General features: G+C 71.4%; 17 protein-coding genes and 2 pseudogenes. 7 read left to right on the top strand and 12 right to left on the bottom strand.

Annotation, left to right across the window (positions count from 1 at the left end; genetic code table 11):
* Window positions 1–8: 8 nt before the first annotated feature.
* Window positions 9–167, bottom strand: a pseudogene (locus tag AB0R04_RS23085) (hypothetical protein); the annotation flags it as partial.
* 630 nt (window positions 168–797) lie between these two features.
* Window positions 798–1,175, bottom strand: coding sequence for a hypothetical protein (locus AB0R04_RS23080; RefSeq protein ID WP_363374108.1), 378 nt, complete (start codon window positions 1,173–1,175; stop codon window positions 798–800).
* Window positions 1,176–1,525: 350 nt separating this feature from the next.
* On the opposite strand from AB0R04_RS23080, the gene AB0R04_RS23075 reads away from it, so the two are divergent.
* Window positions 1,526–1,783, top strand: a complete 258-nt coding sequence (locus AB0R04_RS23075) for a DUF5302 domain-containing protein (RefSeq protein WP_363374105.1) — start codon at window positions 1,526–1,528, stop codon at window positions 1,781–1,783.
* Between the two features lie 953 nt (window positions 1,784–2,736).
* Here AB0R04_RS23075 and AB0R04_RS23070 read toward each other — a convergent pair.
* Both AB0R04_RS23070 and AB0R04_RS23065 read right to left on the bottom strand, forming a co-directional pair.
* Window positions 2,737–2,916 (bottom strand): hypothetical protein, encoded by a 180-nt coding sequence (locus AB0R04_RS23070; protein ID WP_363374102.1) that lies wholly within the window; start codon window positions 2,914–2,916, stop codon window positions 2,737–2,739.
* A 13-nt stretch (window positions 2,917–2,929) separates the two neighbouring features.
* Window positions 2,930–5,329, bottom strand: coding sequence for an FAD-dependent monooxygenase (locus AB0R04_RS23065; protein WP_363374099.1), 2,400 nt, complete (start codon window positions 5,327–5,329; stop codon window positions 2,930–2,932).
* Between the two features lie 234 nt (window positions 5,330–5,563).
* Between AB0R04_RS23065 and AB0R04_RS23060 the strand changes: the two genes are divergently transcribed.
* Entirely contained in the window at window positions 5,564–6,256 is a 693-nt protein-coding gene (locus tag AB0R04_RS23060) for a response regulator transcription factor (protein ID WP_363374097.1), read from the top strand.
* On the opposite strand, the gene AB0R04_RS23055 is transcribed toward AB0R04_RS23060, so the two are convergent.
* Both AB0R04_RS23055 and AB0R04_RS23050 read right to left on the bottom strand, forming a co-directional pair.
* The gene (locus AB0R04_RS23055) at window positions 6,189–7,355 is read right to left on the bottom strand and encodes a beta-ketoacyl synthase N-terminal-like domain-containing protein (protein WP_363374094.1); all 1,167 of its coding nucleotides are present in this window, start codon (window positions 7,353–7,355) and stop codon (window positions 6,189–6,191) included. The genes AB0R04_RS23060 and AB0R04_RS23055 overlap by 68 nt on opposite strands.
* Window positions 7,355–7,819 (bottom strand): annotated as a pseudogene (locus AB0R04_RS23050) (beta-ketoacyl-[acyl-carrier-protein] synthase family protein); the annotation flags it as partial. The pseudogene AB0R04_RS23050 and the gene AB0R04_RS23055, both read right to left, overlap by 1 nt.
* A gap of 13 nt (window positions 7,820–7,832) precedes the next feature.
* On the opposite strand from AB0R04_RS23050, the gene AB0R04_RS23045 reads away from it, so the two are divergent.
* Together AB0R04_RS23045 and fabG are read left to right on the top strand one after the other, a co-directional pair.
* Window positions 7,833–8,477 (top strand): HAD family phosphatase, encoded by a 645-nt coding sequence (locus tag AB0R04_RS23045; RefSeq protein WP_363374091.1) that lies wholly within the window; start codon window positions 7,833–7,835, stop codon window positions 8,475–8,477.
* On the top strand, window positions 8,474–9,178 hold the full coding sequence (gene fabG / locus AB0R04_RS23040) for a 3-oxoacyl-ACP reductase FabG (protein ID WP_363374089.1): 705 nt from the start codon (window positions 8,474–8,476) through the stop codon (window positions 9,176–9,178). The genes AB0R04_RS23045 and fabG overlap by 4 nt, the downstream gene beginning before the upstream one ends.
* An 83-nt stretch (window positions 9,179–9,261) precedes the next feature.
* Here the strand turns inward: fabG and AB0R04_RS23035 are convergent, their stop codons facing one another.
* The 3 genes from AB0R04_RS23035 to AB0R04_RS23025 all read right to left on the bottom strand — a co-directional run bounded on the left by AB0R04_RS23035 (window position 9,262) and on the right by AB0R04_RS23025 (window position 13,530).
* Window positions 9,262–10,863 carry an MFS transporter gene (locus AB0R04_RS23035; protein WP_363374086.1) on the bottom strand — a complete coding sequence of 534 codons (1,602 nt, stop codon included), beginning with the start codon at window positions 10,861–10,863 and terminating at the stop codon, window positions 9,262–9,264.
* Between the two features lie 131 nt (window positions 10,864–10,994).
* On the bottom strand, window positions 10,995–12,311 hold the full coding sequence (locus AB0R04_RS23030; RefSeq protein WP_363374084.1) for an alpha/beta hydrolase: 1,317 nt from the start codon (window positions 12,309–12,311) through the stop codon (window positions 10,995–10,997).
* Between the two features lie 91 nt (window positions 12,312–12,402).
* The gene (locus tag AB0R04_RS23025; RefSeq protein ID WP_363374081.1) at window positions 12,403–13,530 is read right to left on the bottom strand and encodes a histidine kinase; all 1,128 of its coding nucleotides are present in this window, start codon (window positions 13,528–13,530) and stop codon (window positions 12,403–12,405) included.
* A gap of 163 nt (window positions 13,531–13,693) precedes the next feature.
* Here AB0R04_RS23025 and AB0R04_RS23020 point away from each other — a divergent pair, with 163 nt between their 5' ends.
* The 3 genes from AB0R04_RS23020 to AB0R04_RS23010 all read left to right on the top strand — a co-directional run bounded on the left by AB0R04_RS23020 (window position 13,694) and on the right by AB0R04_RS23010 (window position 17,869).
* Window positions 13,694–14,581, top strand: a complete 888-nt coding sequence (locus AB0R04_RS23020; RefSeq protein ID WP_363374078.1) for a helix-turn-helix transcriptional regulator — start codon at window positions 13,694–13,696, stop codon at window positions 14,579–14,581.
* 20 nt (window positions 14,582–14,601) lie between these two features.
* Complete coding sequence (locus AB0R04_RS23015) at window positions 14,602–15,249, top strand: SDR family oxidoreductase (RefSeq protein WP_363374075.1); 648 nt, start codon at window positions 14,602–14,604, stop codon at window positions 15,247–15,249.
* A gap of 565 nt (window positions 15,250–15,814) precedes the next feature.
* Window positions 15,815–17,869 carry a tetratricopeptide repeat protein gene (locus AB0R04_RS23010; RefSeq protein WP_363374073.1) on the top strand — a complete coding sequence of 685 codons (2,055 nt, stop codon included), beginning with the start codon at window positions 15,815–15,817 and terminating at the stop codon, window positions 17,867–17,869.
* Here AB0R04_RS23010 and AB0R04_RS23005 read toward each other — a convergent pair.
* From AB0R04_RS23005 to AB0R04_RS22995, 3 genes are all read right to left on the bottom strand, one after another.
* Window positions 17,853–19,097 (bottom strand): hypothetical protein, encoded by a 1,245-nt coding sequence (locus AB0R04_RS23005; protein ID WP_363374070.1) that lies wholly within the window; start codon window positions 19,095–19,097, stop codon window positions 17,853–17,855. The two genes, AB0R04_RS23010 and AB0R04_RS23005, sit on opposite strands and share 17 nt — an antisense overlap.
* A 688-nt stretch (window positions 19,098–19,785) precedes the next feature.
* Window positions 19,786–19,983 (bottom strand): ferredoxin, encoded by a 198-nt coding sequence (locus AB0R04_RS23000; RefSeq protein WP_063349674.1) that lies wholly within the window; start codon window positions 19,981–19,983, stop codon window positions 19,786–19,788.
* A gap of 40 nt (window positions 19,984–20,023) precedes the next feature.
* Window positions 20,024–21,223: a cytochrome P450 gene (locus AB0R04_RS22995; RefSeq protein ID WP_363374067.1), complete on the bottom strand. Its 1,200-nt coding sequence runs from the start codon at window positions 21,221–21,223 to the stop codon at window positions 20,024–20,026.
* Between the last annotated feature and the right edge of the window lie 87 nt (window positions 21,224–21,310).

Genomic DNA, 21,310 nt, shown 5'->3' with positions numbered 1-21,310 from the left:
CCGAACGCCGGGATCAGGTCGCGCTCGACCCACGCCACGTAGCCGGCGTAGGTGCTCGGCGACAGGTGCGCCCGCCTCGTGACCAGCCACTCGCGCGGGTAACTCGCCACCTTGGTTCGGCGGTTCTCGTACACCCCGCGCAGCTCACCGTCCAACACCGCCCGCATCTCCCGCAACGCCTCCGCATGGCTGGCGAAACCGCCCCGGCGGCGGACCCGACGCCGGCCCTCCTCCTTCGCCAGATCCATCGCATACGTCCACGTCCTGTGCCTCAAATCCCCGGCCAGCAGCGGGCACCACGGACCCAGCTGCTTCCGGTTACCGTCCGAACAACCACACCGCCGGTACGCCCGGCCACGCTGCGCACGCTGTCCCATGAGCTTCTCCTCCGACAGGTCTCGATCACGGGCAGTAGCCGTGGCGGGGCGGTCGGCCTGGGGACCACTTTGGGACCACACCTGATGAGCGCCTATGGGCGCCGATGGTCCGAAACGGACACTTCTGCACGAAGTAAACACTGAGCAACTGTCAGCTCTCTGCGCCGGCGCTTCCGTCGAGAAGTCCCAACTCACGCGTTCCCCAGGATGATTGAGCAGCAAAAAAGCCGAGGCCGCGAGGCCTCTGCTGCCGACGATAGTTGAACCCCTTGGCTGTGGGGGTCAAGGGGTCGCAGGTTCAAATCCTGTCGTCCCGACTGTGAAGTCGGTTGTGAGGGCCGGTACTTGGGAAACCGAGTGCCGGCTCTTTCTGTTTTTGCGTCAGCTGGTGGTCGCACGGTGGTCGCCGGGCCACATCGGCTAGGGCGCGGACGGTTCTTCTGTTCGCGCCTGCTGGTATGCGGGCAGTTGCCGCGCGGGCGCGGGCGCCAGGGGCCGCTGGGCGCGGCAGACGGGGTGTCCGAGGACGGTGTGGTCGGCGTAGATGTTCGCGGTCGTCGACAGAGTGCGGTGGCGCAGGGTCTTGGAGATCACGGGCAGGGGCACACCCGCGGCCAGGGCGAAACTGGCGGCGAGGTGGTGCAGGTCGTGCAGGTCGTGCAGGGCGAGTGCCTCGCCTTTGCGGATGCCGGTGCCGATCATGAGGTCGGCGAGGTCGGCGAGGTCGGCGTAGAGAGGGTCGGCGCCCCCGCTCCGACCGGCCTCGACCGGCCCCAGCGTCGACACCAGCAGTTCCACCGTGCGACGCTGCGGCCGCTCCCGGCGGCCCCGCTCCGGATGCCTGATGGACCTGGCGGCTAACCTGGCTGCCTCGGCCAGCTCAGTGCAGCGGCCTGGCGAAACCCAGTAGAAGCTCACCGAATGCCCTCACTCGACCACCCCCGCAGCGCACTACCCCCCCGCTATTTCTACTTGCGGGTAACCTGTCAGGGCCCTGCCGGAGAGATTCGGCCGGGTCCTGAGGACGGGGGCGGGCGTGCAGGTTCTGTCCGTACAGGATCGGTACCACCCGCAGATGGGAAGCTTGGGCATGACATGGTGTGCGTGAAGTCATCAACCGCCACCATCCCTTAAGGAAGAGGTTCTGCATGAGCAGCGACGTGGAGTCATCTGAGAACCCCAAGAACCCCAAGAGCGCCGAGAGCCCGGAGGCCACGGAGGCTGCCGAGGCTCCCGCGCCCGCCGCCCAGGACGACGTCAAGGCCCAGTTCCTCGCCGCTCTGGAGCGCAAGCGCGGCGCCAAGTCCGATAGCGCGGCCGGCGGCCCGAATGGCGACTCGAAGATCCACGGCGCCCACGGCGCGGTGGGCGGCAAGCGCAACTTCCGCCGCAAGAGTGGTGGTTGATCAGCCCGGTTGACGCCGGGGGCCGCCAGGCCTGGTCCTGACCGGGCGGCCGTAGCTGTACGCGACAGGCAAGGTCTTCGTTCGAGTGTGCCGGGTGCGGGGCCTTGCCTGCCGGGGATCGGCAGGGTGCCTGGAGAAGGCGGCGCCGGGTGCCGGCCCCGGAGCCCGTCCCGCCGAGCACTGCCGCCCGTGACAGTGGGGCCGACTGAGCGTGACTCTGTCGGGGATCTTGGTCGCCGCCGTGTCGGCTCTGTGCACATGATGCAACCAGTCGACGAGCAGACGCAGTCAAACGACCTGTCCGTTCACTCCGAGGGTTCGGTCACTGCTACACCACATCGCTGCGCTGCCGACCACCACGGCGCCCGTGAACCTCACCTCCCCACCTGGAGGGCGTCATGACTCCGGGGAAGAGACTGATCCAGGTGCGGCTGGCCTCGGTCTTGGGACCGCCGGGAGGGAGCCGCCCGTTGTTGACGGCGGCGAGGGTCCAGCGGACGTAGAGCCTGCGGTCCACTCCCCTTCTCTCGGACCGGGTGATCCGGGACCAGGGTTCGCCGTCCAGTCGGGCGTGGTGGCAGAGCGCACGGGACGGTGCGCGAGGCACGTCAGAACCAGCCGGAGAGGACACGCACAAGACGACACACCGCGCGGAAGATCACGATCCGCAGCCGGTGGTAAGCGACCGTGATCCGCCTGCAGGCGCCGATCCCGTGAGCCGGCCAGCGCCGTCTGCGCAGCGGCTGTCGGGCTTGCTCGACGACGCTTGCTGAAGGGGTGGCAGATCTTGGTTGCCGACGGTAGCTGCGGTGGGGCGGTCGGCCTGGGGACCGCTTTGGGACCACACGCGATGAGCGCTCATGGGCGCCGATGGGCCAAAACGGGCGCTTGTGTGCGAAGTGAACGCTGGCGGACCGTCCGCATGCCGACGCGTCGTCGGAGAAGCGGCGCGGCTACTCGGGTGGGAGCCGTTCGGCGCGCGGAGCCGCCGGTGTGGCGGGGCGGGTGTCGTTGCGGGCTCCGGGCAGCAGGCCGAGCCGTACGAGCTCGCCGTAGGGGTCGATGCTGAGGACGTCGGGGACGGGGCGGTCCTCGTCCGTGCGGCGGAGGGTTGCGGCGGTTCGTTCCTTCACGCTGATCGTTCCTTCACACTGATCGGCTCCTGGGCCGTCGGCGGGACTGGCGAACTGTGTTGTGCCGGGCGGCTGAGCGGATCTCGAACACGATCTGGTCGATGACGGTCCGGACGTCGCCGCGGAAGTAGAAGTGGCCCCCGGTCCGCACTCTGAGGCCGAGGAAGTGGTCGGTGTGCTCGGCCCAGCTGGCGGCCTGGGCCGGACGGGCGAGGCGGTCCGCGGAGCCGCAGAAGGCGGTCAGGGGGATGGGTAGCGGGGCGCCGAGCCGGTCCCGCGACCAGGAGGCCACCAGATCCAGGTCCTGGCGCAGGGGAGGCTCGACGAAGGACCAGAGGGTGTCATCGGCGAGGAGGCGGGGCTCCAGCCCGCCCCACTCGCTGACCAGCGCCCGCAGTTCCTCGCTGGGCAGGGCGGTCGGGTCGGCCCGGCCGCCGACGTGGTGGGCGGGGCCGGGGTGTGCGGAGACGCCGAGCCACAGTGGCGCAGGCAGGCCGTGGGCGATCAGGGTGCGGGCCAGGTCGTAGCAGACCAGCGCGCCCATGCTGTGGCCGAACAGGGCGAGTGGCCGGTCGGGCAGCGAGGAGAGTTCGGTGACGAGCCGGTCGCTCAGCTCCGCGATGGTGCGCACGACCGGTGCTCCGCGGGAGCCGCCCCGGCCGGGCAGCCCGACGGCCAAGACGTCCCAGTCGGGCGGGAAGTACCGGGCCCACCGCCGGTACTCCACGTCAGACCCGCCGGCGTGGTGTACCAGCACGACCCGGTGCGTCGCACCCCGCGGGCCCGGAGGGCGGGTGGGGCCGGGGTGGAGGAGGGTCATACCGGGGTCGGCCGACAGTTGTGGCGTGCGTCGGGCGGGGGCCAGCTCCCGGATCCGGCGGGCGATCCGGGGATCGTCGAACGGGCAGGCCAGCGCGATGATCCCGTCCGGACGGACCAGGATCACGCTCGGTTCGCGGGCTCCCAGCGCGGAGTGCGCCGCGCCGGTGGAGTCCGCGGGGTCGGTGGCGCCCGCCCGCCGGGACAGGACGACCTGACGGATCCCGACCGGGCTGGAGGCGGCATGGTCCCGTACCCGCGAGACCAGTCGCCGGGCCGACGCGAGCCGGCCGGGGTCGCGCCGGTCGGCGGGGAGGATCAGCAGCAGCAGGTCGTCCGGCGACAGCAGGTCCCGCAGCCACCCGCCTTCGAAGCGGACGTCGGGCAGGCGCATGCCGGCCCGCAGCGAGCCGATGCCGGGCCCGTCGCTCGGGTAGGAGTTGCTCAACTGGGCGAACCTGGCGGGCATGTAGCGGTTGAGAAGCCCGGTGCGCTGGGCCGCCGCGAGGGCGAGGTCGCGGACGGTGGCTCGCCGGCCGGTCAGCATCCACATCCGGGTCTGCCGGTCGGTGTCGGCGACCACGATACCGGCCATGTGGCGCCGCTCGGCGGCCCATTCCTCCAGCACCTCCTCGGAGTGAATGCCTCGTTGCACCTGGGTGAGCCGCCAGCCGAGCCCGTGGGCGTCCTCGATACCAGTGTTGAGCCCCTGGGCGCCGACCGGGCTGTTGACGTGGGCCGCGTCGCCAAGGATCAGGACCCTGCCGACCTTGAAGGCGCCGGCCAGTCGCCGCTGGACCCGGAAGTCCCCGGTCCGCTGCTTCCCGAGCAACTGGAGCGGCACCGGGCAGCGTTCGGCGGCGGCCGTCTGGACGAAGGCGACCGGGTCGTCGATCTTCATGTCCGCGGCGACACTGGCGACGACCCGGTAGCCGCCTCCGGGTAGGCCCAGGACGGTCAGGACGCCCGTGTCGGTCATGAAGTGGTGGGCTTCGTCGTGGGCCAGCGAGGTGGCGCAGGCTCCGTCGGCGAGTACGAACTTCTGTTCGTACGGCGCGCCCTCGAAGCTGACCTCGATGAGTTCACGGACCTTGCTGTGCGCCCCGTCGCAGCCCACCAGCCAATCAGTCTGGACGGTTTCGGCCCGGTCTGATCCCGCGGATACCAGCGTCGCCTCGACCTTCTCGCCGGTATCTTTCAGGTCGGCCAATTCGACGCCGAACTCGATTTGCCCGCCCATTTCCGCAAATCGTTCCCGCAGAGCCTTTTCGGTTTCCAGTTGTGGGATTGATACCGGAGAGGTGAAACGGGACCCGGCCAGCCGTTCGAAGTCGACCCTGGCCTTGCGGCTGCCGCCGGAGTAGTAGACCTGGCCGTGGATGGGCATCGACTGCCCGGCCAGAGCCGCTCCGGCCCCGAGCCGGTCGAGCACCTCGAGGGCGCGGGGCCAGAGTACGAGCGCGCGGGAGTGCGGGTGCGGGCGTTCGGCGCGGTCGACCACACGTACCGAGGTACCTCGGGAGAGCAGTTCGACGGCGAGGGTCAGACCGGTCGGGCCGGCGCCGACGACGAGAACGCCGGATGAATCAGACATCATGAATCCTTTCGGAAATCTTCCATGAATGCAGGGCGCATAGGATTTCAAACGCAGAGTTCTCGTGAACTTTCTTACACGGGGCCGTTCCGTGCCGGATGGCTAGTTTTCGACCGGCTGAGACGCGCCAGTCGAATGAGAGGCTGGAGGGTTGATCGGCGGGTTATGATGTGGGAAAGGCAGGCTTTGGGATTGGAAACATTCCCTACGGGAGGATTGTCTGTGATTTCAACGATGGAAAGCCCTATCCGCATCCTTGTCGCCGACGATCACACGCTGTTACGCGAGGTGCTGTGTGAGGTGCTCTCCGCGCAGTCCGACTTCGATGTGATCGCGCAGGCAGGGGACGGGTCCGATGCGGTCGCACTGAGCGCCAGGATCAAGCCGGACATCGCGCTGTTGGACATCGAGATGCCCGGCAGCAAACCGCTGCTCACCGTGCGCCGGCTGCGTGAGGCCTCGCCCCGGACGCAGGTGATCATCCTCAGCATGTACGCGGACCCGAGACTCATCCAGGAACTGCTCGAACTGGGCATCCGCGGCTACCTGCACAAGACCATCAGCCAGCACGATCTCGCCGCCGCCATCAGGGGCGTCTGGCAGGACCGCGACCGGGTGATCCTCTCCGTGACAAGGAACAGCATCCAGCTGGCCCCGGCCGTCGGCGACGCCGAACTGCTGTCGACCCGCGAGCAGGAGGTCCTGGCGCTGGTCGCGGGCGCCATGAGCAACCGTCAGATCGCGGCGCGGCTGTCGATCGCGGAGGGCACCGTAAAGCTCCACCTGCGCAACGTCTTCCGCAAGCTCGACGCGGTTTCCCGGATCGACGCGGTGAACAAGGCTGTCGAGGCCTCGCTGATCAGCCGACCGGAGCCGGTGCGCGCACCACGACACATCCAGCATTCCCGTCCGATCCGACCGCGGTGACGAGCCCGACCCGGCCGGCCGAGTCCGGCCTTTCCTGCCATTCGCCCAGCAGGGCGGCCAGTTGCAGGGCGCCGGCCGCGCTGTAGCACTCGCCGATCGCTTCCCCGGCGCGCAGGACCCGTTCGGGCACCCGCTCCAGCGCCGCGGTCACGGCGCGCTCCTCGATGCGCCGCAGTCCGCGGTGGCCGCAGGCGCCCATGGAGACGAGGTCGACCTCCTCGGGGCGAACGCCGCTCCGCCGCATCGCCCGCGCGATCACCCCGGCCAGGCCCTCGGCTAGGCGGCCCCGATGGACTTCGCCTCCCAGATAGGCGACCTCGCAGGCGAGCAGCCAGGCGAGTGGCGGGGCGGCCGGTCGACCGTCTCCGGCAGGGTCCGCGGTTCCGCCGTCCGGAGCCGCCTCCGGGGCGCCGGAAACGGAGAACACCGCGCACCCCTCGCCCAGCCCCGCCTCGGGCGCCAGACCGCCCGCGAGGTGCCAAGCCCAGGCCGATTGCGGTCCGAGCTCCTCCACGCCGCCGACCAGCAGGCGTGGGGACTGCCGCCCGACCAGGGCGTTGCGCGCGTACCGGAGGGCGAGCACGCTGGACAGCTGGCCGCCCGCGAGGGTCGCGTTCACGCCGTGCAGGCCGTAGCGGATAGCGATCTGGCCGGCGCAGCAGTTCATGACCGTGTTCGGGAACGAGCCGGCGTCCACCAGGTACGGACGGTCGTGGACCAGGGTGTCCCGGCAGAACTCCGCAGTGCTGCGGATGCTCCCGGTGCTGGTGCCCATGACCACGCCAGTGGCCGGATCCGAGGCCTGGTCGTCGGTGCTGTCCAAGGCCAACTTGCAGGCCAGTAGGCCGAGTTTGGTGGTCCGGTCCAGGTGGCGCAGCCCTTTTCTGCCGAGGTGCTCGGCGAAGTCCACCGGCGGCACGGGCCTCATCGGGCCAGCCGGGTAGTCGCCCGGCTGCGGGTCGGCCGGCGGCGAGTCGGCGAGCGGCTTCCCGGCGATCGCGTCACCGAGCGCCGCCAGGCCGAGCCCGGCTGCCGACACCACGCCGGCGCCGGTGATCGCGAGGGGCTCGACCGTCCCCCGAGGAAGGGTCTTCGGCATTACGTCAACCTCCCCAGAACAGTGATGGCGTTGTTCCCGCCGAAGGCGAAGCCGTGGTTCTGCACCACGTCGAGCCGGGCGGGCCGGGCCTGCCCGGGGACGCAGTCGAGCCCCGGTCCCAGCGCGGGGTCGACGGTCCGCACGTTGGCCGTCGGGGGGAGGAAGTCGCCCTCCAAGGCCTTGCAGCAGACCAGCGCACCGAAACCGCTGGCGGCCCCCATGGTGTGGCCGATCATCGACTTGATCGAACTGATCGGTGGCAGCCGGTCCCCGAACACCTCGTGGACCGCCCGTACCTCGGTGGCGTCGTTGGTGGGGGTGCCGGTGCCGTGCGCGCAGATGTAGTCGACCTGGTCGGGCTCGATCCCCGCGTTCCGGTGCGCCTGCCGGATGCAGTTCGCGATGCTGGTCGGGTCGGGGTGCACCATGTGCGCGGCGTCGCAGTTCACGGCGTATCCGAGGACCGACTTCGGGGGCGTGCTGACCCCGCCGATCGAGGTGACCATGGCGGCGTTCTGCCGTCCGATGGGACTGGAGCCGGAGCTGCTCCGGCGGGCCATGTACGAGGTGGCGGCGCGGTACGGCACCGATGTGATGGCCCCGCTGGACACGCCCCTGGTCTCGGAGTCGGAGTGGTCCCGGCAGGTGGAGGAGGTGCTGCGGACCGAACACGGCGCGGTGGTCGACCTCTCCGACTTCGCCGCCAAGTGGTTCACCGACCGCCAGGTCAACGAACCGTGGCTGGCGCGGCTTGCAGAGCTCCGCGACGCCGGGTACCGGATTGGCGTGCTGTCCAACATGGTGCCCGGCTGGGACGAGCACTGGCGGCGGATGGTCCCGGTCGAGCTGTTCGACGAGATCGTGCTCTCTTTCCAGGTCGGGCACCGCAAGCCGGAGCCCGGGATCTTCCGACTGGCCGCCGAGCGCCTCGGGTTGAGGCCCGAGGAGTGCCTCCTGGTCGACGACCTGGGCGCCAACTGCACGGGCGCCCGGGCAGCGGGCTGGCACGCCGTGCACTTCACCGGCACGGCCGAGGCCCTGGCCCGGCTGGCCGGTCTCACCGACGCCGGGGGCGAGGCTCCGGCGGACCTGTCGGTATCCGCCCAGGAGGGGAAGCGATGAGTCGTTCCGTACTGGTCACCGGTGGCAACCGCGGAATCGGGCTTGAGGTCGCCCGTACCTTCGCGGAGGCCGGTGAGAAGGTCGCGGTCACCTACCGGTCCGGGGAGCCGCCGGCCGGCCTGTTCGGCGTACGGTGTGACGTCACCGACCCGCAGTCGGTCGAGCGGGCCTTCGCCGAGGTGGAAGCCCAGCAGGGACCGGTGGAGGTGCTGGTGGCCAACGCCGGCGCGACCCGGGACATGCTGATGCTCGGGATGTCCGAGGAGGACTTCGCGGCCGTCATCGAGACCAACCTGATGGGGGCGTTCCGGGTGGCCCGTAGGGCGGCCGTCCGGATGGCCACGGCACGGTGGGGCAGGGTGCTCCTGGTGTCCTCCACGGTCGGGATGGCGGGCTCGCCCGGCCAGACCAACTACGCCGCCTCCAAGTCCGCCCTGATCGGCTTGGCCCGGTCGATGTGCTGGGAGCTCGGCCGGCGCAACATCACGGTCAACGTGGTGGCACCCGGGCTGATCGAGACCGACATGATCGCCCACCTCACACCGGAACGCCGCGCCGAGCTGGTCGCCAGGACGGCACTGCGCCGCCCGGGCACCGCGGCCGAGGTGGCCGCTGTGGTCCGCTTCCTGGCCAGCGAGGAGGCGAGCTTCGTCACCGGCGCGGTCGTCCCGGTCGGCGGCGGCCACGGGATGGGGCACTGATCCACTCTCCACGACCCGCGGCGAGGGGCACCCGTCGGGCCATCGGCCCGGCGGGTGCCCCTCGCGTTCCCCGGCCGGGGCGGCTACCGGCCTGCGGGCTCCGCGGCTGGCGCCTTCGCCGGCGCCTTCGCCGGCTCGTTCGGCTCGTTCGGCTCGTCCGCGCGGCGTTCGGCGAGCAGGAACCACACCGCGACCGTGGCGACGGCGCAGAGGCCGACCACCACCCAGAGGATGGTGTGCATCGCACCGGTGTAACCGTTGGCCAGCAGGTCCGTGAACGCGCCCCGGTCGGCGGCGGGCACCTGGGCGGCCGGCCCGGTGAGGTCGCCGCTTGCGACGCTGTCGGCCAGGCTGCCGACGCTGCTCGGGGTCTTCCCCGCGAAGGCATCGATGCCGTCCGCGAGCCGGCCCTTGATCAGCGAGACCAGCACCCCACCCATGGCGGCGATCGCCACCGCCTCGCCCGCCAGCCGCATGGTATTGAACATGCCCGCGGCCATGCCCGCCCGGGCCGGTTCCACGGCGGAGACGGCGGCGCCGTCCATCAGCCCGGAGGACAGGCCCTGGCCCACCCCGATGGTCAGCAGCGGCCCGGCCAGGGCGAGCGGCCCGATGCCAGGGTGGATGACCGACAGCCAGGCCACCCCCAGGGTGGTGACCAGCAGGCTGACTGTCAGCAGCACCCGGCTGGAGAGGCCGCGTTGGAGCATCCGGGAGGCCAGCAGCGGGACGATCAGGACGGGCCCGGTGAGCAGCAGCATGGTCAGGCCGGCGTCGCCGCTCGACAGGCCGTCGGCGCCGATCAGATACGAGGGCACCAGCACCACCAGGCCGACGAAGCCGAAGGAGAAGATCACCGGCAGCAGGCACAGGGCCACGAAGCGCGGCCTGGCGAGGAGGCCGAGGTCGAACATCGGCTGGGCCCGCCGGCGCTCGGCCAGCACGAAGGCCGTCATCAGGACCACGAAGAGGACCGCGAGCGCGATCGTCTCCGGCCCGGTCCAGCCGAGTTGCGATCCCTCGGCGGCCGCGATGGTCAGCACCGACAGGGCCGAGGTGAACAGCACCGTGCCGATCCAGTCGACCTTGCTGCCTTGCGGGTTGCGGGACTCCGGGATGATCCGGGCGAGCAGCAGCACCACGGCCGCGATGGCGAGCTGGGTCAGGAAGATGCCGCGCCAGCCCATGAGGGAGATCAGCCAGCCGGAGGTGGTCGGTCCGAGGGCGAGGCCGGCCCCGATGACCACACCGGTCACGGCGAACGCCTGGTTGCGCGCCGGGCCGTCGAAGGTGCTCGCCAGGACGGCGGTGCCGGCGGTGAGGATCGCGGCCGAACCGATGCCGGCCACCGCGCGCGCGACGTCGAGCAGGTAGATGTCGCCGGCTAGTGAGCAGGCGAGCGAACCGGCGGCGAACAGGGTGGTGCCGATCACGAACATCCTGCGCCGGCCGATGATGTCGGCCAGTGACCCGGCCGCCAGCATGAAGCTGGCCGCCGTCACGTTGTAGGCGTTGACCGCCCACTGCAGCGGGACGATGTCGGCGTCCAGCGACCGGCTGATCGCCGGGAGGGCCAGCGAGGTGCCGCTCAGCGACACTGGGACCATCAGGACGGCGAGACAGATCGTGAGCAGGACCAGTCGTTGCCGGGGCTGTGTGGTGCCGCCCGGCGGTGAAGAGCTCATGGTGGGTCGACTCCCTGGCGTGAGGGGCGTGTGGACGGAGCGGTCTGAGGAGGGGGCCTTCCGGGCCCGCCCCGGGGCGGGCCCGGAAGGTGTCACCGGGCGCAGGGGTCGCCCGGAGCTCGGTGGGCCGGTCAGCGACGCGGGAGCGTCCGCAGGAACTCGACCAGGGTGCGCAGGAGGCGGTTCTGCTCGGGGACGGCGTACAGCAGGTCCTGGTGCGTCAGCTCCAGGTCGGTGTATGTGGTGACCGCGGGGATCGCGGTGCTCGCCCCCAGCTGCTCCGCGGCGGCGGCCACCGTACCGTTGGTCAGGCTGCTCCCGAAGGCGTACAGCGGGATGTCGATGGCCTCAACGTGGTGCAGGCGCAGGCCGAGTTCCCGGGTGACGTCGTTGTCCGTGAAGGCGTTGCCGGCTACGTAGTCGAGCATCACGCGGTTCAGGGTGTACCAGATGAAGGCCCCGGACGGACCCTCCGCGTGGGCTTCGGCGACCCGGGCGAGCGGCGTCGGGCCGTCGTCGATCCAGTTCCCGTCCTGGCCGAGCCGTCCCGAGTGCACGGCGTACCCGGGGTGGCCGACGGCGGCGTCGACGAGCTTGCCGAAGAGGCCGGCGTTGGTCAGCGGACCGTCCGTCGCGTAGGCCGCCGGGAGCCCGCGGGTGAGCAGGGCGGGGCCGTGCGGGTCGGCGAGGGCGCAGCGGGCGGCCAGATGGTAGAGGATGGCGGCGTCCTGCGGACGGTCGCCCGCCCGGACGGCCAAGCTCGTCGCGTTCTCGAACACGGAGCCGTCGGCGATGACGCTCCGCCAGCCGATGGCGTCCTGGGCGGTCAGCGAGAACTCCATTCCCGCGCCCTTGAAGGCATCCCGGACGCCGCCGTCGATCTGCACCAGTCCGGACAGGTCGAGGTAGCCCGGGGTCCCGTCGAAGTCCCACGCGGCATAGTGGGCGACGGCGGCGCCGCCGACCGAGTGGCCACCGAGGACGACGTCGCGTCGCCCACCGTCGGCTGCCGCCTTGACCACCTGCCGGACGTCCCGAAGCAGTACGTCGAGCCCCCAGGAGCCGGCGAACGGTGCGCCGGAACCCTCCAGGCTGGTGTACTTCCCGCCGAGGTAGTAGTCGATGGCGGTGTTCAGGTCGGCCTGGTAGTCCCGGAGGTCGGCGAGGTTCTGCTCCCGCCGGTCCACCGCCCAGACCTGAAGCCCAGGTACGGTGCGGGCGAGTTCACGGGCCAGGACGCGGAATCCGCCGGCCGCGCCCTCCCGGCCGCCGAGCAGGACCAGCACCCTGGTCGCCTCGGCCGGGCCGACCTTCAGCACCTTGACGTGCTGCAGCTCGTCGGGCCCGGCCGCCGGTGCGCCGGCGATCGTCTCGACCGTCTCCAGCCAGCCGCCTTCGCCCGCCGGGCGGCCTGCCGAGTGTTGCGGTGCGTTGTGGGATGTGGACATGGAACTCCGAATCTCGCGCTGTCGGTCCCGGCCTGGCTGCTCCGGCCGGGCATCCACCAGCGTTCCGTCGGGCGCTCGCCACAACCAGTGCTCAACTCTGCCTAGGCATCGTGTTACCAGGCTGGTCCTCGTGGTCGCACTCGCACGGCGGCAGCGGGATCGAGAGGTCGATCACCGTTCCCACGTCAGGGACGCTGGCGAGCCGCATTCGGCCGCAGAGCAGCTCGGTCCGTTCGTGCATCGACGCCAGCCCGTGCGAACGGCCCTGCGCGAGGACGGTGGCGACGTCGAACCCCACGCCCTCGTCCTCGATCACCACCCGGGCACAGTGGGGCGTGACGTCCAGCCGGACGGTCGCCCTGGTGGCGTGGGAGTGGGCGAAGATGTTCCGCAGCGCCTCACGGATGATCACGAAGATCTGCTCGCGGTGCTCGACGGGCAGCCAGCACTCGTTCCCGGTGACCCGGATGTCGACCATGCCGCCGTTCTGGACCGAGGCCAGGAAGGTCTGGAGACCGCTCGCCACCGTGCCCGGAGGATTGAACATCCGCAGTTCGGCGATGGTGCTGTGCATGGCGGAGAGCGCTTCCAACAGCACCGCCCGGGCCTGGTCGAACCGATCGGCGGCGACCGTCGGCGCGTTGTCACGGTAGATCTCGTACAGTTCGAGGCCCCGCAGGGCGGCGCTCACGCTGTTGCTGATGTGGTCGTGGATCTCGCGGGCGAGCCGGCGCCGCTCGGCGAGGTGGCCGTCCTTGAACCGGCGGTAGAGGAAGGCGTCGTAGCCCGTCATCATGGCCTCGGCGCGCTGATTGACGCTCCGGTTCAGCACGTGGGCCATAGTTCCGAGCAGGTCCTCGGAGTTCGGGTGCCTGTCCAACGCCTTGGTGATCTCCGCCATGATCACGTCGAAGAGCAGCGAATTCGCCCGCAGGGCCTCGATGGGGTGCAGGTGGCGCACCGCCCGCCCCGCGTTGATCAGCTCCAGGGGGTCGGACGCCATCCGGTCCGGGACGGGCACTCCCCGGGCGAGCGTTGCCACGCAGACGCTGATCACCTGGCCGGCCTGACGCTCCAGCTCCTGCCAGGTATCCTCCTGGCTGTCCAGTACGCTGCCGATCTCCCGCAGACCGGCCCGGTACGTCCGCAGGATGTCGGCCCTACGGCTGTCCAGGTAATCGGCCGCCGACGTGACGGCGGCGCCAGTGCTCCTCGGCATCTCCATAACCCCCATGTGTCACATGCCGCTTCATGCCATGTGCGTGACGATCAGTCATCTGCTGGCAGGCGCAGTCCAGATCAGCATGCCCCAGGGCCCGGTTCCGCAGCCTGGTCAAAACTGGGCCAGGCTGGGAGCGGGGAGCCGGGCGATACTCGACCATATGAACCCGAGCGCCGAACTCAGCGAGTTCCTTCGGACCCGACGCGCGCGCCTGCGGCCCGAGGAGGTCGGCGTGGTGCCGGTCCCCGGAGTCCGCCGGGTCGCAGGACTGCGCCGGGAGGAGCTGGCCCAACTGGCCGGAATCAGCGTCGACTACTACACCCGGGTCGAGCAGGGCCGGATCCGCCGGGTCTCGGACAGCGTGATCGAGTCGCTGGCCGGCGCGCTGCGGTTGGACCAGCACGAGCAGGAGCACTTCCGGAATCTCGCTCAGCCCTCTCGTCAGGCGTCGCGGGAACCGGCGCAGCAGCGCGTCCGGCCGGGGCTGCGGATCATGCTCGACGCGCTGACCGACGTCCCCGCCTACATCGTCGGACGCCGGCTGGACGTCCTCGCGTGGAACGAGATGGCTCGGGCGCTGGTCGCGGACTTCCCGGCGCTGACCCCGAAGGAGCGCAACCTGGCCCGGCTGGTGTTCCTGGACGAGCGCGCCCGGGAGATCTATCCGGAGTGGGAGCACATCGCCAGGAACGTGGTGGGCAACCTCCGGCTGGAGGTCGGGCGCCACTTCGACGACCCCCGGCTGGCCGGACTGGTCGGCGACCTGTCGCTCCGGAGCCCGGAGTTCCGCAACTGGTGGGCGGGGCACGACGTCAAGTCCAGGACGTTCGGCACCAAGACCTTCCGGCACTCCGAAGTCGGGCCGGTCAAGCTCCACTTCAGCACGTTCCAGCTGGCGGAGGACCCGGAGCAGAAGCTCATCGCGTACGCCGCCGAGGCGGGCTCCGACGCGGCCACCGCGCTGCGGCTGCTGGCCAGTTGGAACGCCACCCTGGCACCCGGGCCGATCTCCGCCGCGGACCCTGCCGACGCCATCGACCGCTCGTGACACCCCCAAGGACGTAAATCGTGATCATCACTGTGTTCGGCGCGACCGGCCGGACCGGCTCCCGGGTCGTCTCCCTGCTGCTCGCCGCGGGTCACCAGGTCCGTGCGGTCTCGCGCGACCGCAAGCGCACCGGGACCGGCGGGCAACAGGGGTCGGCCCCGGTCCTCGGCGACCTGACCGCGGGGACCACCGCCCTGGCCGAGCTCCTGACCGGCAGCGATGCCGTGGTGAACTGTGCCGGGGTGTCCAGCCCCCGCTCGCGCGACCTCCTCAGGGTGGACCGCGACGGAGCGATCGCCGCTGTGGAGGCCGCCCAGGTTACCGGCGTCCGCCGTTACGTCCAGGTCTCCGCCATGCCGGCGGACCGCGCCGACCAGGCACCGCTGGGCTTCCGCTCCTACCTGCGCGCCAAGTACGAGGCCGACCTCGTGCTCGCTCGCTCCGGCCTGGAGTGGACAGTCCTGCGCCCGGGCGGCCTCACCGACCGCAGTGGCGGCGGGCGCATCGCCCTCGCCCCCGCGCTGCCCGACGGAAGCATCCCCCGCGACGACCTCGCTGCCGTCGTGGTGGCCGCCCTCTCCCACGAGGCCGCCCGGAACCGCGCCCTCGACGTCACCTCCGGTACCTTGCCGATCGAGCAGGCCCTGGCGGGCCTGGCCGCGGGCTGACAGCACGCGAACGGCCCCGGTGAGCCGTCGGACTGTGCTCATATTGCCAGGGGCCAACCGGGGGTCGCAGCCGTCGGTCGAAGGGCCGCCGCAACCTGCTGCTGCGGCCCCGCCTTCGCACCTACACGAGGTCGCCGGTCTGTCAGCCCGGGGGCCTTGGGCAGGCCGGTCAGGGCGTTGATGGTCAGGTGCTCGGCAGGCAGGGCTTGGAGGCGGTGGCGCCGAGCCGGCGGTGCGGGGGCTCCGGGGCGAACGTGAGTGGTGGGGCGTTCTGCGGGGCGATCGGTTCGGCGGGGGAGGTGCGGCGGGGGGAGGGAACGGAAGCGGATCCGGCTGTGGGCAAGCGGGCTGGTGCGCGCCCGTGGTGGGGTTCGGCAGGCTACCGTGGGGCCGGACGCGAGGGTGCGGCGGTGCTGGTCGGGTGCCGCGATGGACCAGGGGGTGTGGGGTGTTGGAGCCGGTGTCGCTGTCGGCGGTGGCCGCTGTTTTCGGCGCCGTGGGTGCGAGCGTGGCGAACGAGGCCGGTAAGTGGGCCTGGGAGTCGGCGGGTGCGTTCGTTCGTCGGGTGACGGGACGGGATGTGCCGGCGCCGACCGATGCCGCCGAACGGGCCACTGTGGCGCAGCTGTTGCTGGAGGTGGCCGAGTCGGATCCGGCGCAGGCCAGGGCGCTTCGCGTCTGGCTGAGCGGCCAGGGCGGGGGCTGGTCCGGGCCGTTGGCGACGCCCTCCCTGCTGCCGCCCTCCGACCGCTTCTTCACCGACCGGCGCAAGGTGTTGGCGCTGTTGGACAAGGAGGCCGGACGGAAGGCGGACGGCACGCCCCGCGTCAGCGTCCTGTACGGCCCCCAGGGGATGGGCGTGAGCACTGCGGCCGTCCACTGGGGTGCGCAGCAGCGGAAGCGGTTTCCGCACGGGCAGCTCTACGCGGACCTCTCCGGCGGGTCGCTGGCCACCGCACCCGATGCGGCCGCCGTGCTCCGGCAGTTCCTGATCCACCTCGGCATGCCGGCGGACCGGGTTCCGCCGGCCGCGCAGGACCGGGTCGAGCGGTTCCGGTCGCTGGTCGCCGAGCGGCAGCTGCTCGTCGTGCTGGACCACACCCGGTCGGCGGCCCAGGTCCGGCCGTTGATCACCGCGGCCCCGGGCGTCGTCACGGTCGTCGTGGCCCGGCGTCCGCTCACCGGTCTCGACGCCGTCCCGATCCCGGTGGGGCCGCTGTCCGACAAGGACGCCAGGCGGCTGCTCACGGACCTCGTGGGGAAGGAGACCGTCTCCGCCGCAGGCCCCGCCCTGTCGGGCGTTCTCGAGCGGTGCGAAGGATCGCCCTTCGCCCTGCGTGCTGCGGCTCCCCGGCTGGCGTTCATCCCCCAGCAGCGCCGGGGCCGGGGCGGTGGTGGTGACGGCGGCGGCGATGCCCATGTGGGTGATCCGGTGCGCGCCGCCGTGCAGGAGTCGTACGAGGCGCTGGAGCCGGAGGAGGCCCGGCTGTTCCGGCTCTGCGCCTTGCGGCCGTGGCCGGCCGTCGGTCCCGAGCTGGCCGTGGCGGTCGCGGGACCCCATGGAACTGGCGGGCTCACCGTCGAGCGCGCTGGTGTCCTGCTGGCCGGGCTCGCCGAGGCCGGCCTGGTGGAGGCCACGCCCGAGGGCCGCTACCGCTACCGGCCCGCCGTGCGCCGGTTCGCCGAGGAGCAGGCGGCGCGGGAGGACGGTCTGGCCGCGTGCGCGGGTGCGGTGACGCGTGCCGTGGAGCATCTGCTGCGCTTCGCCGTCCGGGCCGACTACGCGGCGTTGCGGGAGCGTTGGCATGTCGGGCCGCTCTACCGGGAGCTCGGGCCCGGCGACTACCCGGACGCCGGTGCGGCGTTGGCCGCGCTGGCCGCGGAGGTGGGCAACCTGGTCGAGGCGGTGCTCGCCGCCGAGGAGTTGGCCGCGCCGGCCACGGTGTGCGAGCTGGCGGAGGCGTCGTGGGCGGTGCAGCTCAAGGCCGGTCGGCACGAGACCTTGTTGCCGGCGCTGCGCACCGCCGTGCGGGTGGCGGTCGCGCACGACCCGGACTCGGCGATGGCCGGCCGGATGCACACCCAGCTGGCGTTCGCCCTGATGGAACTGGACCTGCTGGCCGAGGCCGAGAGCTGTCTGGTCGACGCCTCCTCGGCGTTCGAGCGGGCCGGCCACCTGCTGGGCCGGGCCACGGCCGTCGAGTCGCTCGGGCTGCTGAGGCTTCGGCAGTGGCGGTGGCAGCCCGCGTACGACTGCTTCGAGCAGGCCGACGGACTGCTCGGGTCGATCGGTCCGGACCACGAGGGGGCGGGGGACGTTCCGCGGGCCCGGGCGCTGCTGAAGCGGCACCGGGGGCGGGCGCTGCGGGGCCTGGCCGAGTACGAGCGGGCCCGGACCTGGCTGACGGAGGCGTTGTCCGAATTCCGGCGTCTGCGCGACAACTACAACGTGGCCCGCACCCTCACCAATCTCGCGGAGACCTGGGCGGACACCTCGGCGACGGAACAGGCGCTGGCCGCGATCGACGAGGCCGCCGCGATCCTGGACCGCGAGCAGGCGGAGCCCCATCTGCGCTACCTGGCGGGCCTGCGGCAGCAGTGCCTCACGGAACGGGACTGACCAGGACCGTGTGGGACGCGCCGCCGGTGCGCACCGTCAGCTCCATCCGCGGCAGCGGACGGGGGACGGCGGTGCCGTCCACCTGGGCGAACAGTGCCGAGGCGGCCGCCGCCGGGTCGAGCGAGGGGCTGGTGAGGCGGACGAATCCCCGGTCACGCAGCAGTACTTCACAGGTGTCCGGACCGGAGACGAAGGCCGCGAGGGAGCAGTTCGGGTAGCGGGCGAGCGTCGCCGCGGCCCACTCCCGGGGCGGGCCGATCCGGGGGTCGTCGGCCTCCCCGTACCGGAGGATCGCGTCGGCCAGATCGAGGAGGCCCTGGTCGAGGGTGTCCTCGTGCACCGCGAGGTGATCGGAGCCGGGCCCGGCAGGCCCGTACCGGCCTTCGGCGACCCGCTCGATGGTGACCTCGTGCGGGCGGGGCCCCGGGCGGGTACGGACCCGCAGCGGCACGGTTCGGGTCGGCGGCCGGTAGGCGGGGAGTGGGAGCAGGTCCAGGAGAGCCGGCTCTGTCGGCTCGGGCAGTCCCATGACCTCGTAGAAGAGCGAACGCAGCAGGCCGGCTGCCTCGCCGGGTGCTGAGGTCGTCAACTTGCCGGGACTGGTGATTGGTTGATGATGCGTCAGGAGAAAGTCCAGCTGTGGACGAAGGGGGGAGTTCAGGGTGAGCCGGGGGGCTTCGCGGACGAAGGCTGCCACCGGTGAGGTGGCGCCCAGAACTTCGTCGGAGGCCGTGCCGAGCAGAACGGGGGTGCCCAGTGCCGCGGCGTAGTAGCTGACCGAGCCGAAGTCCCCGATCACCGCGTCGGCGGCGACCAGCGCCTGCCGCCAGCTGTCCAGGGGGTCGATCAGGGTGAGGCCGGCCCGCTCGGCGCGGTCCAGCCAGAGGCGGACCTGGCCGGGGCCGTGGCCGTGCCAGATGTTCGGGTGGAGGACGGCCGCCACCCGGTAGTCGTCGACCGGGAGTTCGGCGGCGAGGCGGTCGAGCAGCCACGGCAGCGGGTCGTTCGCGCCGGCGTCACCGAAGAGCGACTGTGGGTTCCAGGTGGAGTTGAGCACGATGAACCGCTGCCCGGGTCGGACGCCGAACGCGCGGCGATGGCGTTCGCGGCGCGGAAGGGCGGCCAGGATGCGGTCGAAGCAGGGGTCGCCGCCGAGCACCGCCGTCGGAGCGGCCTCGGGGCAGGCTTCGCGCAGCCGGCCGAGCTGCTCGGGGTGGGAGAGCACCATCGCCCGGGCGAGCGGAACCCCGTCGGACAGCAGCCACTCGGGCGCCAGGCCGAAGACAGGGGCATGCGGCGCGTTCGGTGTTCGGTGTTCGGTGTTCGGTGTTCGGTGTTCGGTGTTCGGTGTTCGGTGTTCGGTGTTGCGAGCCTTTTATTGTATCCGGCTCCGTGTGAGAGGACGACCAACTTCCCTTGAAACTCGGAGAGTTCACCACCGAAGCTGGCCGACAGGGCGAGGTCGACGGGGGTCTGCTTGGCCTGCTCCCACGGAAGTACCGGAACCCCGAGGGAGCTCAGCAGCTCGGCGACTCCTGCGCTGAAGGGGGACGATCCCGTGCAGGAGGCCAGTAACTGGATCCTGAGGTCGTCGCGGAACAGCGGAACGACGTCCAGGAGCCGGGTCGCGGAGGTCACGTTGTGGACGACGAGGAGAACGCGGCGGCAGCCACCGCGGGTGGTCCACCTCGAAGCGTCCTCGCCCACCGGAACCCGGATCCAGTCGGTCACCAGCCCTGCCAACCCGCCGCTCCTTCGATGCTCGCCGCCTCCCCCCGCGCGAGGCCCGTCCATTGTTCCACGGCGTGGATGTTGGGGCTCGGTCTCGGTCGGGGTCCGGTCGGTTCGGCCGGACCCGACGCGCGGTCAGGGGCGCCGCTCGGCGGCGGGTTGGTGGGGTGGGGGGTGGGGGGTGGTTACGGCTGGTCGAGCCGGATGGCTGCGGCCGGGCAGACCGCGGCGGCGTCCTGGACGGCCTGGTGGAGGTCGGCGGGGGGTGCGGCGTCGAGGAGGACGACGATGCCGTCCTCCTCGCGCTGGTCGAAGACCTCGGGGGCGGCGAGTACGCAGTTGCCGGCGCCGCAGCACTTTTCCTGGTCGATGTGGATGAGCATGGCTTTCCCTTCGGAGGATCGGTTCGGACTCGGGGGGCCGTTACCAGGCGAGGGGGAGCTCGTGGACGCCGTAGATGAGCATGTCGCCCCGGAAGCGGATCTCCTCGAACGGTACGGCCAGGCGCAGTTCGGGCAGTCGCTGCAGGATGGTGTTCAGCGCGATCTGCAGTTCCAGCCGGGCCAGGGGCTGTCCGAGGCACTGGTGGACGCCGAAGCCGAAGGCCAGGTGGAGGCGCGCGTCGCGGGAGAGGTCGAGTTCGTCGCCGTCGGGGAACTTCTGCTCGTCCCGGTTCGCGGTGCTGATCATGCAGATCACGCCCTCGCCCGCCCGGATCCGGACGCCGCCGATGGTGACGTCCTCGGTGGCGACCCGGGTCAGGCCGGAGTGCACGATGGTGAGGTAGCGCAGCAGTTCCTCGACGGCGCCGGCGACCGACTCCGGGTGCTCGCGCAGGTGGGCGAGCTGGGTGGGGTTCTGCAGCAGGGCCAGGATGGAGAGCGCGGTCATGTTCGCCGTGGTCTCGTGTCCGGCGACCAGCAGCAGCCGGCCCATGGCGCCGATCTCCTCGGTGCTCAGCTCGCCGCGGGCGACCAGGCGGCTGAGGATGCCGTCGTCGGGCTCGGTGCGCTTGGAGTCGGTGAGCTTGACCAGGTAGTCGGCCAGGTTCTTCTGGGCGATCTGCACCTCTTCGACCGAGGAGTCGCGGCGCAGCAGGACCCGGCTGCACTCCTGGAAGAAGTCGTGGTCCTGGTAGGGGACGCCGAGCAGCAGGCAGATGACCAGGGACGGCAGCGGCAGCGCGAACTCGTGGACCAGGTCGCCGGAGTTGCGGCCGGCGGTCAGCTCGTCGAGCAGGTCGTCGGCGATGCGCTGGACCTCGGGGCGCAGTGCCTCGACCTTCTTGATCATGAATTCGCTGGTGAGCATCCGGCGCAGCTGGGCGTGCTCCGGGTCGTCCATCCGGATGAAGGTCCGCTGGCCGGTGCTCAGTTGCCGGGCCCCGGCGCTGATGAACGGGAAGCCGGGTCGGGCGGCGTCCGAGCTGAAGCGGGCGTCGCTGAGCACGGCCTTGATGTCGTCGTGGCGGGTGACCAGCCAGCTGGGGGCGCCGTCCCAGAGGGCGATCCGGCTGATCGGTTCGTCCTGTTGGGCCTGCTGGTAGGCCGGCGGCGGGTCGAACGGGCAGCCGCCACGGGCGGCGGGGTGGGTGAACTGGGGGTGGTGAGCGGCGGTGGCCATCATGGGCTCCCTTCACGGAGCGGATTTGCCGGTGGCGCCGAGCGGATGGGCCTGCGGTGCCGTGGGGTAGCGCCCGGGACCATTGCA

Origin of the sequence: Kitasatospora sp. NPDC056731, from assembly GCF_040687675.1 — a bacterium.
Classification (GTDB): domain Bacteria; phylum Actinomycetota; class Actinomycetes; order Streptomycetales; family Streptomycetaceae; genus Kitasatospora.
Note: the sequence above shows the minus strand (reverse complement) of the source record. Positions and strands in the feature narration are given on the sequence as shown.

Excerpts from the sequence above, each read along its gene's own strand:
- AB0R04_RS23075 (WP_363374105.1), top strand. The coding sequence starts at position 1,526 with ATGAGCAGCGACGTGGAGTCATCTGAGAACCCCAAGAACCCCAAGAGC.
- AB0R04_RS23065 (WP_363374099.1), bottom strand. The coding sequence starts at position 5,329 with ATGTCTGATTCATCCGGCGTTCTCGTCGTCGGCGCCGGCCCGACCGGT.
- AB0R04_RS23060 (WP_363374097.1), top strand. The coding sequence starts at position 5,564 with ATGGAAAGCCCTATCCGCATCCTTGTCGCCGACGATCACACGCTGTTA.
- AB0R04_RS23055 (WP_363374094.1), bottom strand. The coding sequence starts at position 7,355 with ATGCCGAAGACCCTTCCTCGGGGGACGGTCGAGCCCCTCGCGATCACC.
- fabG (WP_363374089.1), top strand. The coding sequence starts at position 8,474 with ATGAGTCGTTCCGTACTGGTCACCGGTGGCAACCGCGGAATCGGGCTT.
- AB0R04_RS23035 (WP_363374086.1), bottom strand. The coding sequence starts at position 10,863 with ATGAGCTCTTCACCGCCGGGCGGCACCACACAGCCCCGGCAACGACTG.
- AB0R04_RS23030 (WP_363374084.1), bottom strand. The coding sequence starts at position 12,311 with ATGTCCACATCCCACAACGCACCGCAACACTCGGCAGGCCGCCCGGCG.
- AB0R04_RS23025 (WP_363374081.1), bottom strand. The coding sequence starts at position 13,530 with ATGCCGAGGAGCACTGGCGCCGCCGTCACGTCGGCGGCCGATTACCTG.
- AB0R04_RS23020 (WP_363374078.1), top strand. The coding sequence starts at position 13,694 with ATGAACCCGAGCGCCGAACTCAGCGAGTTCCTTCGGACCCGACGCGCG.
- AB0R04_RS23005 (WP_363374070.1), bottom strand. The coding sequence starts at position 19,097 with ATGGTGCTCTCCCACCCCGAGCAGCTCGGCCGGCTGCGCGAAGCCTGC.
- AB0R04_RS23000 (WP_063349674.1), bottom strand. The coding sequence starts at position 19,983 with ATGCTCATCCACATCGACCAGGAAAAGTGCTGCGGCGCCGGCAACTGC.
- AB0R04_RS22995 (WP_363374067.1), bottom strand. The coding sequence starts at position 21,223 with ATGGCCACCGCCGCTCACCACCCCCAGTTCACCCACCCCGCCGCCCGT.